This is a genomic window from Thermaerobacter litoralis, from assembly GCF_054654595.1.
The window spans coordinates 91,062-104,146 of sequence record NZ_BAAIES010000009.1 but is presented as its reverse complement, the minus strand read 5'-3'; the positions used below and the strand labels follow the sequence as shown (position 1 = coordinate 104,146).

The 13,085-nt window shown below is 74.0% G+C and carries 9 protein-coding genes; 7 read left to right on the top strand and 2 right to left on the bottom strand.

Translation table 11 applies throughout. The annotated features are described in order from the left end of the window. Positions 1-57 precede the first annotated feature (57 nt). The gene (locus ACYQ02_RS07615) at positions 58-537 is read right to left on the bottom strand and encodes a nucleoside recognition domain-containing protein (RefSeq protein WP_040826236.1); all 480 of its coding nucleotides are present in this window, start codon (positions 535-537) and stop codon (positions 58-60) included. A 368-nt stretch (positions 538-905) separates the two neighbouring features. Between ACYQ02_RS07615 and ACYQ02_RS07610 the strand changes: the two genes are divergently transcribed. Next, complete coding sequence (locus ACYQ02_RS07610; RefSeq protein WP_460039856.1) at positions 906-1,280, top strand: carboxymuconolactone decarboxylase family protein; 375 nt, start codon at positions 906-908, stop codon at positions 1,278-1,280. A gap of 116 nt (positions 1,281-1,396) precedes the next feature. Here the strand turns inward: ACYQ02_RS07610 and acs are convergent, their stop codons facing one another. After that, positions 1,397-3,406, bottom strand: a complete 2,010-nt coding sequence (gene acs, locus ACYQ02_RS07605) for an acetate--CoA ligase (protein WP_460039855.1) — start codon at positions 3,404-3,406, stop codon at positions 1,397-1,399. A gap of 208 nt (positions 3,407-3,614) precedes the next feature. Between acs and ACYQ02_RS07600 the strand changes: the two genes are divergently transcribed. The 6 genes from ACYQ02_RS07600 (at position 3,615) to ACYQ02_RS07575 (ending at position 13,085) form a co-directional block, all read left to right on the top strand. After that, on the top strand, positions 3,615-3,932 hold the full coding sequence (locus ACYQ02_RS07600) for an ArsR/SmtB family transcription factor (protein WP_116900173.1): 318 nt from the start codon (positions 3,615-3,617) through the stop codon (positions 3,930-3,932). Continuing rightward, positions 3,929-4,357: an SRPBCC domain-containing protein gene (locus ACYQ02_RS07595; protein ID WP_460039854.1), complete on the top strand. Its 429-nt coding sequence runs from the start codon at positions 3,929-3,931 to the stop codon at positions 4,355-4,357. Before ACYQ02_RS07600 ends, ACYQ02_RS07595 begins: the two co-directional genes overlap by 4 nt. Positions 4,358-4,915: 558 nt before the next feature. After that, positions 4,916-6,139, top strand: coding sequence for a threonine synthase (gene thrC / locus ACYQ02_RS07590; protein ID WP_460039853.1), 1,224 nt, complete (start codon positions 4,916-4,918; stop codon positions 6,137-6,139). Between the two features lie 2 nt (positions 6,140-6,141). After that, positions 6,142-7,494 carry a homoserine kinase gene (gene thrB / locus ACYQ02_RS07585; protein WP_460039852.1) on the top strand — a complete coding sequence of 451 codons (1,353 nt, stop codon included), beginning with the start codon at positions 6,142-6,144 and terminating at the stop codon, positions 7,492-7,494. 120 nt (positions 7,495-7,614) lie between these two features. Beyond that, positions 7,615-10,851, top strand: a complete 3,237-nt coding sequence (locus ACYQ02_RS07580) for a phosphoenolpyruvate carboxylase (RefSeq protein WP_460039851.1) — start codon at positions 7,615-7,617, stop codon at positions 10,849-10,851. A 602-nt stretch (positions 10,852-11,453) separates the two neighbouring features. Further along, a complete protein-coding gene (locus ACYQ02_RS07575) occupies positions 11,454-13,085 on the top strand; it encodes an FMN-binding glutamate synthase family protein (protein ID WP_460039850.1) in 1,632 nt (543 codons plus the stop codon).

The window sequence follows — 13,085 nt, the reverse complement described above, 5'->3', positions numbered from 1 at the left end:
AACCTCCCCGGATGGAGCCGGGTCCACCCCGGAACCCGTGACAGAACCCCGAACCCGTTAGAGGACCAGGTTGAGCAGGGCCCCGGCCGCCGCCGAGGCCAGCAGCCGCGCCGCCAGCACCGTCCAGGTGTTGGCCCCCGCCCGGGCGATGATGGAGGCTTCGACCGGGTGGGCGTGGCTGATGGCCAGCATGGTGCCGAGGATCGTCCACTGCTTGTAATCGAGCCCCAGCGGGATGGCGGCGGCGATGCCGCTGTAGAGCCCCACGGTGTTGCCGATGAGCAGGGCCAGGGCGGTGCCGCCCGGCAGGCCGAACCAGGCCATGGCGGGTGCTGCCAGGCCGGCGATGCGCGCCAGCCACCCGCTCCGGTCCAGGATCATCACCACGATCATGGCGGGGATCATGGTGCGGGCCAGGTCGACCAGGATCCGCAGGGTCGACCGCAGGCCCCGGCTTACGGCGGCCTGCAGGGGATGGGTGCCCTCGGGGCCGGCGCCCGGGCGCGAGGCCGCCGGAGGGGTGAGGGATCGGGCCACGGATACAGCCTTCTTTCCTGGTAGCGACTCGGCTTCAGCGGTGCCTGTTCCACCGCCCGGCTTCTACAGGCCAGCTTTTGCTGCCCTTGCGCCAAGCCGCGACGGCTGCGCAGCGGGCCTGCGGGGTGCCGCCCGGCCGCCACGGCCGGCGGCAGGGGCGGTGGCTTCTGGCGTTGAGCATAGAGCGGGTGTGGGGCGGTGTCAACGGCTGGACGGCAGGGGCTGGGTTCCTCCCCCCGGGCGGGTGCGGTAATCTACCGGTCAGAGCCGGGGCATGCCGGTAGGCCTGGATGCCGGGGCGCCTGACCTGAGCCCGGCGAACCGGGGCTGCCGGCGGCACTTTCCGGCGGGTCGGGGAGGGAGATGCCGTGGGCGAGCGGCTCGACGCCTTTCACCGTTTCCGCAGCGAGATGAACGAGAAGATCCTGGCCCACGACAACCTGGTGGTGCGCCGGTTCTTCAACCTGGACGGGCAGGCCTATAGGCCGGGGGCCCTGTCCAGCAAGGTCAAGGAGATGCTGGGGCTGGTGGCCTCACTGGTCCTGCGCTGCGACGACTGCATCACCTACCACATGATCCAGTGCCACAAGGAAGGCGTGACCCGCGACGAGTTCTTCGAGATCTTCGGCGTGGCCCTGATCGTGGGCGGGTCGATCACCATTCCCCACGTGCGGCGGGCGGTGGCGGTATTGGAGGAACTGGAAGTGGAGGCGGGCGCCGGGGCCGCCGGGGCGCAAGGCTGAAACCCGGCCGGCGGAGCGAAACCCCGGCCAGTGAAAAGAGGCGGGACCTGACCCCACGGCCAGGTCCCGGCCGGTGCCCGCCGGTCATGTACCCGCGCTCGCGTTCCATCCGGCGGTCAGGCGGTCGAGGCGGGCCCTCCCGCCCCCGGTTCCACCCGCGCCAGGATTCGATCCAGCACCTCGGGATCTTCCAGGGCCGTGGTGTCGCCGGTGACCTGCCCGGAGGTGACGGCCTCCCGCAGCAGGCGGCGCATGATCTTGCCGCTGCGCGTCTTCGGCATTGCGTCGACCACGTACACCCGTGCCGGGCGGGCGATGGGGCTGATCCGGCGGGCGATCTCCTCCCGCAGCTGTTCCTCGATGTCCGGCGGCGGCGTCACGCCGCTCCGCAGCACCGCGAAGACCACCGGCACCGTGCCCTTGACGGGGTCCGGCATGCCCACCACCGCCGCTTCGGCCACCAGCGGGTGGTTGATCAGGGCGCTCTCCATCTCCATGGTGCTCAGTCGGTGACCCGCCACGTTGATCACGTCGTCCACCCGGCCCAGCACCCAGTGGTGGCCGTCGGCGTCGTACATGGCGGCGTCGCCCGTGAAGTACCGCCCGGGGAAGCGGGCGAAGTACGTGTCCAGGTACCGCTGGTGATCGCCCCAGATGGTCCGCGCCAGGCAGGGGAAGGGGCCCGTGATCACCAGGTAGCCCGTGGTCCCGGGAGGAACCGGCCGGCCCTCGGCGTCCACCACCTGGCAGCGGTAGCCCGGCAGGGGCAGGCCGCAGGAGCCCGGCCGTGAGGCCGTGACGCCGGCGATGCCCGACATCCACGCCGTGCCCGTCTCCGTCTGGCCGTAGGTGTTGTTGATCTCCACCGCGCCGTCGCCCACGTGCCGCCGCACCCAGAGCCAGGTCTCGGGATCCAGCGGCTCGCCCACCAGCGCGATAAGCTCGAGGCTGCGCAGGTCGAACTTCTGCGGCCAGCCGGCCCCCGCCCGGCTGAGCATCCGCAGGGCCGTGGGCGCCGTGAAGACCTTGTTGACCCGGTACTGCTGGATCATCCGGTAGAACCGGCCGGGGTCGGGGTAGTCCAGGGCGCCTTCGTAGACCACGTGGGTCGCCCCGTGGGCCAGGCCGCCCACCAGGGCGAAGATGGGGAAGGTCAGCCAGCCCACGTCGGCCGTGCACCAGTAGATGTCGCCGGGTTGCAGGTTGAGGGACCACTTGACGTTGGCGTAGGTGCCGACCAGGAAGCCCACCCCGGCGTGGACCAGGCCCTTGGGCTTCGCCGTGGTGCCGCTGGTGTAGATGATGAACCCGGGTTCGTTTGCCTCCAGGGGCTCGGGCGGGAAGTCGGCCGGCATGCCGGCGATAAAGTCGTCGTAGTACACGTCGCGTCCCGGGGTCATGGGGACCTCGGCCCCCGCCCGCCGCACGACGACCACCCGCTCGACGAAGTCGAGCCCTTCCAGGGCCCGGTCCAGGGTCTCCTTCAGGGGGAGGAGCCGCCCGCGGCGGTAGCTGCCGTCGGCGGTGATCACCACCCGCGCCCGGGAATCTTCCAGGCGCGAGCGGATGGCGTCGGGCGAGAAACCCGAGAAGATCACGTTATAAACGGCGCCGATGCGGTAGCAGGCGTGGATGGAGGCGAAGGTCTCGGGCAGGTTGGGGAGGTAGATGGCCACCACGTCGCCCTTGCCGATCCCGGCCCGCCGAAGAGCATGCGCCAGCCGGCATGTCTCGTCGTGAAGCATCTGGTAGGTCCACACCCGCCGGTCGCCCGGCTCTCCCTCCCAGACGATGGCCGCCTGGTTGCGCCGGCCGTTCCTGAGGTGGCGGTCGATGCAGTTGAGGCTGACGTTGGTGAGCCCGCCCACGAAGTACCGGAAGTCAGGGAGCTCCCCGGTGCGGACCCGGGTCCAGGGTGCCAGCCACTCCAGCTCGGCGGCGATGGCCGCCCAGTAGACGTCCGGATCCGCTTCCGCCCAGGCCCGGTAGGCGGCATAGGCTGCTGCCGGGTTCGGCCCTTCGAACAGGGGCCGTCCCGACAGCTTCCGCGGCGGCACCGGCGGCTGCGCCAGCAGTGCCCCCGTGGCGGGCTCGGGCCCCGCCACCTCGACCTCGGTGTGCCCCATCGCGCATCCCCCCGTGATGGCGATCCGGCCGGCCGGTGGGGCGCGGCGGGCGCCTGCCCGGGCGTTCCCCAGGATCCACCCGCTGCGCCGGCCGCCTGGCCTGTTGCCAACCGGTTACGGCGGCCAGGGGGACGGTTCCTGCCGGTGAGGGGGTCGTTGCTGGGGAGGGGGCTTGACGAACGGGTAACCACTGGGTTACCGTTGCGCCATGGATCTCGATCGCAAGTTCGCGGCCCTGGCGGATCCGACGCGGCGCCACATCATCACGGTGCTCCGGTCGGGGCCCAAGGACGTGGTCACCCTGGCCCGGCCGCTGCCCATCAGCCGGCCGGCGGTGTCCAAGCACCTGGCCGTCCTCACGGCTGCGGGTCTGGTCGAGGTTGAAAAATCGGGGCGCCGGAGGCTGTACCGGTTGCGCCGGGAAGGGTTGGCGGAGGTCCGGGACTGGCTGGACCAGGTGGCCAGAGCATGGGACGTTGCCCTTGAGCGCTTTCGCCGCCACGTCGAGGGGGACGGTGAGGGATGATTCGACGCAGCGTCGTCGTCCGCGGGCCCGTGGAGGCCGTCTTTACCCGGTTTACGGCCGGCATCGGCCAGTGGTGGCCGCTGGACCAGTTCTCCTACGGCGGCGACCGCAGCGCCGATCTGGTCCTTGAGGGCCAGGCCGGCGGCCGCTTCTACGAGCGGTTCCGGGACGGCGAAGAGCACGAGATCGGCCGCGTTCTGGTCTACGAGCCGCCCCACCGGGTGGTGTTCACGTGGAACCAGGCCAACTGGGCGGGTCCGACCCAGGTGGAGGTCCGGTTCTTCCCCGAGGGCGACGGCACCCGGGTGGAATTGGAGCACCGGGGCTGGGACGAACTCGGCGAGACGGGTGCAGCCACCGAGCGGGCCTTTGCGGGGGGCTGGGGCGTGATCCTTGACCGGTTCGCAAGCCGGGTTGAAGCCTGAGTTCGGCGCGTCCTCGGTGGGTCTCGCCCGGTTCTACCTGATCCCGGCGCGGTGGTCCTTGCGCTGCGACCCCTTGACCCGGCCCCGGCCAGGCCCTATAATCCCGCAAAAGCGTTCCCAGAGCCGGTTCGGCTTGAGGAATGCGTCATCCCGGCGTGTGCGATGACCGGAACGAGTAGGCCCCCAAGCCGGTGTCCAGAGACGGGAGGCCCTGGCTGAAAGCCCCCGCACCGGGCCGGGCCGAAAACCCTCCGGGAGCCGCCGGCGAAACCGCCCGGCCAGGCAGGCGGGGCGGGAGTAGCTGGGCGGGGCAGCCCCCCTTACGGGCACGGAGAGGATTCGCGGTGGCGGTGGCCGGTGGGTGTCGCCCATGCCCCCGCCGGGTCAGGCAGGGCACCGGGCGAAACGCCACGGGGCGCCGCCGCGGATCAATTAGGGTGGAACCGCGCGAGCACGGCCTCGCGTCCCTAACGGGGCGCGGGGCCGTTCGATTTTCCATACAGGTTTCCACACAGGTTTTCACGCAGGCCTCCTTTCGTTTTGAGCTTCGAGGAGAGGGTGAAACGAGCGGTGTCTGGTCCCACTCGCCCTAACCGCCCCGGCCCTCCTCGTCAGGCTGGGGAGCCCGGGCCGGTCCTGCCCCGTCAGGGCATCATCGCCCGCTACCGCGACTGGCTGCCGGTACACCCGGGGGCCGAGCCGCTTACCCTGGGAGAAGGCGACACGCCGCTGATCCGGGCGGACCGGCTGCTGGAGGAACTGCCTCGCGACCGGCGGCCGCCGGCCGTGTTCCTCAAGTTCGAAGGGGCCAACCCGACGGGATCCTTCAAGGATCGGGGCATGACCATGGCCCTGACCTGCGCCCGGGCCCGGGGCGCCCAGGCGGTGATCTGCGCCTCCACGGGCAACACGGCGGCGGCTGCGGCGGCCTACGCCGCCCGGGCGGGCATGGACTGCTGGCTGGTGCTTCCGGCGGGGGGCGTGGCGGCCGGCAAGGTGGGCCAGGCCGTGGCCTGCGGGGCGCGGATCCTGCCGGTGCGGGGAAGCTTCGACGACGCCCTGGCCGCCGTGCGGCAGGTGGTGGCCGAGCGGCCCGAGCTGGTGCTGGTGAACTCCCTCAACCCCGACCGCCTGGAGGGCCAGAAGACGGCGGCCTTCGAGGTGGCCGACCAGCTGGCCGCCCTGGGCCTGGACGAACCGGCGGCCGTGTTCCTCCCCGTGGGCAACGGCGGCAACATCACCGCCTACCACATGGGCTTTCGCACCTACGCGGCGGCGGGCCGCCTGGGGCGGGTACCCCGGCTGTACGGGGTGCAGGCGGAGGGGGCGGCGCCCCTGGTCCGGGGCCGGCCGGTCGACCGGCCGCAGACGCTGGCGTCGGCCATCCGCATCGGCCGGCCCGTGTACGGGGAGAAGGCCCTGGCGGCGGTGCGGGATACCGGGGGCCGGGTGCTGGCGGTCAGCGACGAGGAGATCCTCGCCGCCCAGCGGCTCCTGGCCCGGCTGGAAGGCGTCTTCGCCGAGCCGGCCTCGGCGGCTTCGGTGGCGGGCCTTTTGAAGCTGGCCCGGGGGGACGAACCCGGCTGGGAGGTGCCCGAGGGGCCCGTGGTGTGCGTGCTGACGGGCCACGGCCTGAAGGACGTGGACACCGCCCTGCGGGCCGCCCGGGCGAGCGGGGGCGAGGGCGGCGACCTGGAAGCCTTGGAAGCCCTGGAAGCCCGGGCCCTGGATCCGGAGGCCGTCGTGCAGCACTTGCTTGCAACACCGGCGGGAGGTCGGTAGAGATGGGGAAGGGACGGCGACCGGCCCGGGAGGCGCCGGATGGGCCCATGGGCCTCTACCGCCGGAGGCCCGGTGGCAGGGGGGGTGCCAGCGAGGGCGCAAGGGGCGGTGCAAGGGGTGGCGCAAGGGGTGTCGCCCGCGCCCATAGGGAGCGGGGCACCGCCCTCACCCGGCGTCCGGATCCTGAGAAGACCCTTGGTGCGGCGACGGGCCACGAGGCCGCGGCCCACGCACCAGGCGGCGGCAGCGGGCGGGCGGTGGCCTGGAGCCGGGTGCCAGCCACCAGCGCCAACCTGGGGCCGGGGTTCGACTGCCTGGGTCTGGCCCTTCAGGGCTGGGAGCTCAGGGCGTGGCTTGAGCCCTGGCCCGCCGAGCCGCGGCACTGGATCCACCCCGCCGGGGCCGTGCACTGGCATCTGGACGGCTGGGGCCTCCCGGCGGCACCGCCCGGGGAGGCGGGGGAAAACCTGGTGGTCCGGGCCGTGGTCGCCGCCTTCCACCGGGCGAGGCAAGCCCACCCTGCCGCTTGGCGGCTGGTTGTGCGCAGCACCATTCCGCCCGCCCGGGGGCTGGGATCCAGTGCCGCCGCCATCGTCGCCGGCCTGGCCGCTGCCAACCAGTGGTTGCGGCGGGCAGGGCGACCGCTGACAGCGGCGGACCTGCTGCAACTGGCGGCCGATCTGGAAGGCCACGCGGACAACGTGGCGGCGGCTCTTTACGGCGGCCTGGTGCTGGCCTGGCGACCGGCCCCGGCGGCGGGGCAAGCCGCGGGGCGCCGGGAAGAGGCCTCCGCAGGTGCAGGCGTAGGCGGCGGCGACCCTGGTGGCGGCTGGCGGGCGGTACCGGTCCCCCTGGGCCGTCCACTGGCGGCCGTGGTGGCCATCCCGGCCGTGGCCAGCTACACCCATGAGGCAAGGCGGGCGCTACCTGCGGCGGTGGCCCACGGCGATGCGGCCTTCAACGCCGCCCGCGCGGCCCTGCTGGTCCACGCCCTGGCCGCCGGGCGCGGCGACCTCCTGGCGGAAGCCATGCAGGACCGGTTGCACCAGCCTTATCGCGCCGCCCTGTTTCCCTGGCTGGAGGATCTGATCGGCGTGGCCACCGCGGCGGGCGCCTTGGGGGCCTGCCTCAGCGGGGCGGGTCCCAGCGTGCTGGCCCTGGTGACGGACGAACAGGCCCCGGCGGTGGCCCAGGCGCTGTCGGCCCGCATGGCGGCCCTGGGGCTGGCCGGCCGGGTGGGCGTGGGCCGGGCGGGCGGGCCGGGCGCCCGTGCCGGCCTGGTGAGCCGCCCCGGGCACCGGCTCCTCCCCTCCCCCGCCGCGGCCGCCGGCGGGGGAGGCGGCCGGGGGGATTAGGGACGCCGGCCGGGATGAAGGGGGAAAGACACCGGAAGGGCTTGGAGTCCAAGGGGCGCAAGGGAATGGAACAGTGGCAAGGTACGGGACACCCGGGACGGGATAAGGGAGGAAGGGCTTGTGAGCGGCGAGGGTGACCGGCCAGCAGGGGCCGGCTCGGCTGTGGGGAAGGGGAGCCAGGACCGCCAGGACGGCCGGGACCGCCAGGACCGGGGCGGCGGGCAGGGGAGCCGCCCTGCGGCGGCCGGCTCGTCCGGCGAGGCGTTCCCTGCCCCGGCGGAACCCGTTCCCCCGCCCGGCGCCCGGACGGAGGAGGAACTGTACCCCCTTCTCAAGCGGGAGGTCGACCTCCTGGGACGGGCCCTGGGGGAGGCCATCCGCCGGCTCTCGGGGGACCGCCTGTTCGAACTGGAAGAGGACATCCGCGCCCGCACCAAGCACCTCCGCCAGCACCCGGGGGATGACGCCGCCCGGCAGGCGCTGCGGGCCGAGATCGGCGGGCTTTCGGTGGCCGCGGCCGAAGGGTTGATCCGGGCCTTTTCGACGTATTTCCATCTCGTCAACCTGGCGGAGGAGCGGCACCGGGTGCGGGTGAACCGCCGGCGCGAGCAGGCCAGCACGCCCGACCGGCCCCGGCCCGAGTCGCTGCTGGCCCTTATCACCCAGCTTCAGGCCCAAGGGATGGAATTCGACGACGTGGTGCGCCTCCTCGCCTCGGCCCGGCTGGAGCTGACCTTCACGGCCCATCCGACCGAGACGCGGCGGCGCACCCTGCGCCACCACCTGCTGCAGCTCAACCAGGCCCTGGACCGGCTGGAGCGGGGCGAGGGGGACCTGGACGAGGTGGTGGCCCGGGTCACCCTGCTCTGGACCACCCGCGAGCTGCGCCCGGCCCCGCCCCGGGTGGAGGACGAGGTCCGCGGCGGCCTCTACTACCTGCCCACCACCCTGTGGGAGGCGGTGCCCCGGCTCATGGAGGCCCTCGAGGGGGCGGTGGCCGCCCGCTACGGGCGGCGGCCGGTGCTTCCCCCGCCCCTGGCCTTCCGGAGCTGGATCGGTGGTGACCGGGACGGCAACCCCTTTGTGACCCCGGAGGTCACCGCCTGGGCCCAGGCCTACGCGCGGGCCGAGATCGCCCGAAAGTACGCCGGAGGCCTGGCCGCCCTGACGCGGGATCTGTCCGTGGCGGAAGAACGGGCTTCCCTGCCTCCCCTGCCCTCCGTGCCCGCCGAGGCCGTGGCGCCGCTGCCGCCGGCGGCCGCCGGCCGGTTCCCCGGCGAGCCCTACCGGCGGTTCGCCTACCGGCTGCAGCGGCACTGGGCGGCAAGGGCGGTGCCGGAAGAGGTGTGGAGCGAGACGCCCGCCCGGGCGGCGGCTCCAGCCGAGGCACCGGCTGTACCCCACCGGCCGGACGCTGCAGTCGAGGCAACGGCACCGCCTCCCCGGCCGGCGGCTCCGCCGGAGGGAGCGGCAATGCCTCCCCGGCCGCCCGCTTCCGCGGAGGGCATCCCTGGAGGGCCGGCCGTTCCAGCGGACCCAGCCGGCGAACGGCCTTCCCGGCCCGCCGCGGCCGCGCCACCAAAGGGGACCGCCGGGGAACCGCCGACCGGCGAGGGGCCGGAGGCCGCCGGTTCCACCGCCCTGGATCGCCTGCTCTTCCAGGTGGAAGAGGGGCTGCGGGATGCCGGGCTGGGCGAGGCGGCGGCCACCCTGGTGCGTCCCCTGCGCTGGCGGGCCCAGGTCTTTGGCGAGGCCATGGCGCCCCTCGACCTGCGGGAGCATGCCGAGGCCCACGGGCGGGCGGTGGCGGAGCTGCTGGAAGCCGGTGGGATCATGGCGGCAGGCGAGTACCTGGCCCTGGATGCCGCCGGGCGGGAGGCGGTGCTGACCCGGGAGCTGGCTTCGCCCCGGCCGCTGGCGCCGGTGGGCTACCGGCCCCGCAGCCGCGAGCTGGCCGTGGCCCTGGATGCTCTGCGGGCCTGGCAGGACCGGGGGGCTTACATCATCAGCGGCTGCCGCGGCCCCGCCGACGTGCTGGAGGTGTTCGTCCTGGCGCGGGAGGTGGGGCTGTACCGCCCCGGCCACCCCTTGCCCTTTGACGTGGTCCCCCTGTTCGAGACCCTGGCCGACCTGGAGGCGGCGCCCCGCGCCATGGAGCAGCTGCTGCAGAACCCCGTCTTCGGCGTCCACGCCCGCGGCCGCGGCGGCTGCGAGGTGATGATCGGCTACTCCGACTCCAGCAAGGACGCGGGCTACCTGGCGGCCAACTGGGCCCTCTACCGGGCCCAGGAGGGCATCGCGGCGGTGGCCCGGGCGGCGGGCGTGCCGGTGTCCTTCTTCCACGGTCGCGGCACGTCCACAGCCCGGGGCGGCGGGGGGACCGCCGGCCGCGCCATCGCCAGCCTGCCGCCGGGCACCGTGGGCCGCCGCCTGCGGCTCACCGAGCAGGGAGAGGCGCTGGCGGACCGCTACGCTCACCCCGAGCTGGCCTTGCGCAACCTGGAGCAGCTCCTCTACCACTTCCTTCTGGCGGCGGCCCGGGACACGCTGGCCCAGGCCCAAGAGGCGGTGCTTTCGCCGGAGGAACCCGGCCCGCCCGGCGGGGCCGGGACCGCGCCGAGCAGGCCGGGCGGCGGGCGCCAGGGGCTCGCCGCGGGCGGTTCCCCCGTCCCGGCGGCCTGGCGGGAGGCCATGGACCGGGCCGCCGCCCGGTCGGCGGAGGCCTACCGCCAGCTGCTGGCGGAGCCCGGGTTCTTCGAGTTCTTCGAGCACTTCACCCCGATCCGGGAGATCGCCGCCCTGAAGATCGCTTCCCGCCCGGTGGCCCGCACGGGCCGGGCCCGGCGCGTCCAGGATCTGCGGGCCATCCCCTGGGTGATGGCCTGGACCCAGGTGCGTCTTCTGCTGCCCGGCTGGTACGGGCTGGCCGAAGGTCTTGCGGCGGTGCCGCGGGACCTTCGCCAGGCGATGTTTGCCCGCTGGCCCTTCTTCCGCTCGGTGCTGGACGGCGCGGCCCTGGCCCTGGCCAAGGCCGACCTGGCGGTGGCCAGGGAGTACCTGCGGCTGGTGCCCGGGCCCCTGGCGAACCGGTTCTTCCCCCGGCTCGAGGAGGCCATGGTGCGGACCCGGGCGCTCTTGGAGGAGACCTTCGGCGGGCCGCTTCTGGCCCACCACCCCGTGCTGGCGCGGCAGACGGCCTTGCGCAACCCGTACGTCGACCCCATCAGCTACCTGCAGGTGGAGCTGCTGGCCCGGTACCGGGCCACGCTGGAAGGCGACCCCGAGCGGCCGGCCCTGGAGCGGGCGCTGCTGCTCTCCATCCTGGGCATCGCGGCCGGCCTGCGGAACGCCGGCTAGGACGGCCGCTGGCCGTCGATCTGCGCCGGTGGAGATGCCGCCGCCCCGTGCCCCGTGGTCGCCCGCCCGGGGGCCAGCCCGGGGGTCCGCCGGGGGGCCGCCCCCGCCGGGGGGTCCGCCGGGGTACGCCACCCCGTGATGCCGCCTGGGGGACGGCCTGCGGGGGCCCGCCCCAGGAGCCCACCCCGGCAGGTACCCCCTGGGGCGGCCGGCGCGTACGGCGGTGCTGGGGCCGGCACCCACCATTACCGGATGATGTCCGTGCCCGGAACCCTCCGTCCCCTCATTCCTCGCCATGCCCCGCGGGAACCCTACGCCCGAACCCATGGCGCGAAGTCCGGCAAGGGGCCTGACCGCCCGTCCGTGCCCGTCCGCACCGGACCCGGCGGGGGGCCGCCGCGGCGCCCGCAGGGGCCGGAGCAAGCAGTGCCGGGCGCGTCGCCAGGGGCCGCGACCTGCACAGGAGCCGGAACTCCCCCAGGGACCGGGTTCGTCCCCACGGGCCGCAACCGGCGCGGGAGCCGGAGCTCCCCCAGGGGCCGGAGCCCGCAGGTGCCGCTGCCCCGGGGGCCGGGTTCGTCCGATCAAGGGGGATGGCGCGCATGCTGGCCGCCTTCGCAGGGGCGCTGCTGGCGATGCTGGTGCTGCTGGGGGCCGTGGCGGGCCTGGCCGCCTGGCTCGGCCCCTCCCTGCTGCGGCGCCTGTTCAACCGCATGATGGTGGCGGCGCTGAGCGGCCCCCAGGACCGCAACCAGATGCTGCAGTGGATGGTGCTAGCCCGCAACACCGACCCCGAGCAGATGCTGGCCATCATGCGGCGCGCGGAGACGGGCAGGCCCTTCACCCGCCCCTACGGCGCCACCCGGCCGTGGATGCAGTTCGAGCAGCTGGTCTTCGTCCCGGCCCAGATCGGCCGGCTGCCCCGAGGGGAGCCCGACGTGGACACCCGGGTCACCATCGGCCCCCAGGCGGCCCGGCCCCTGCACCTGAAGATCCCCATCCTGATCACCGGTATGGCGTACGGCCTGTCCCTGACCCTGGAAGCCAAGGTGGCCCTGGCCCGGGCGTCGGCCATGGTGGGCACCGCCACCAACTCCGGGGAGAGCGGCTTCCTGGCCGACGAGCGCCGCCACGCGAAGCACTACATCGTCCAGTACAACCGCGGCGGCTGGAACATCCGCCCCGAGCAGCTGCGGCAGGCGGACGCCATCGAGATCCAGTTCGGCCAGGGCGCCGACGCCAGCGCCCAGGAGTCGACCCCCTGGGACATGCTGGACGAACCGGTCCGGCGGCACCTGGGCCTGCGCCCCGGTGAGGACGCGGTGATCCACACCCGCTTTCCCCAGGTGGCCTCGCCGGACGACCTGGCCCGGCTGGTCGAGGAGCTGCGCCGGACGACGGGCGGCGTACCCATCGGCGTCAAGCTCTGCGCTGGCGACCTGGAGGCCGACCTGCGGGCGGCGGTGGCGGCGGGAGTCGACTTCATCAGCATCGACGGGGCCAAGGGCAGCACGGGCAAGGGGTACCTCTTCACCATCAACGACTTCGGCCTGCCGATCCTCTACGCGATCCCCGAAGCGGACCGCATCCTGCGGTCGCTGGGCGCCCGGGACCGGGTGACGCTGATCGCCTCGGGGGGCCTCCGGGACGGAGCCGACTTCCTCAAGGCCCTGGCCCTGGGCGCCGATGCCTGTTACGTGGGTACGGCGATCCTGCTGGCCATGGTGCAGGCCCAGATGGTGCGGCTGATGCCCTACGCGCCGCCCTACGAGCTCTTCATCGCCAAGGGCCGCTACACCCACCTGTTCGACGGCGAGCAGGCGGCGATCCATGCCGCCAACTACCTCAAGGCCTGCGTCCAGGAGATGGTGGAAGCGGCCCGCGCCCTGGGTCATGCCCGCCTGGCCGACGTGGGCAAGGGCGACCTGCGGGCGCTTACCCGGGAGGTGGCGGAGATCACCGGCGTCCCCCTGGCATACCACCCCCGCACCGCGGGGCTCCAGCGGCTCGAGGGCGCGCCGGCGCTGGTGCAGCCGGCGGTGGACGGGGTCGCCGCGGCGCCGGTGGGAGGCGGCGTGGGCCCGGGCATGGGCCCGTCCGCAGGCGGCAGGAAACCGCTCGCAGGCGGCGCGAAACGGCCCCCAGGCGGCCTGGACGGCCCGGAACCGGCCGCAGGCGGGACGCCGTCGGACGAACCGGCGCCCACGCCGGCCCCTGTCCTCCCGCCACCATGA

Coding starts and splice junctions, on each gene's coding strand:
- ACYQ02_RS07600 (WP_116900173.1), top strand. CDS start 3,615: ATGGATCTCGATCGCAAGTTCGCGGCCCTGGCGGATCCGACGCGGCGC.
- thrB (WP_460039852.1), top strand. CDS start 6,142: ATGGGGAAGGGACGGCGACCGGCCCGGGAGGCGCCGGATGGGCCCATG.
- acs (WP_460039855.1), bottom strand. CDS start 3,406: ATGGGGCACACCGAGGTCGAGGTGGCGGGGCCCGAGCCCGCCACGGGG.
- ACYQ02_RS07575 (WP_460039850.1), top strand. CDS start 11,454: ATGCTGGCCGCCTTCGCAGGGGCGCTGCTGGCGATGCTGGTGCTGCTG.
- ACYQ02_RS07595 (WP_460039854.1), top strand. CDS start 3,929: ATGATTCGACGCAGCGTCGTCGTCCGCGGGCCCGTGGAGGCCGTCTTT.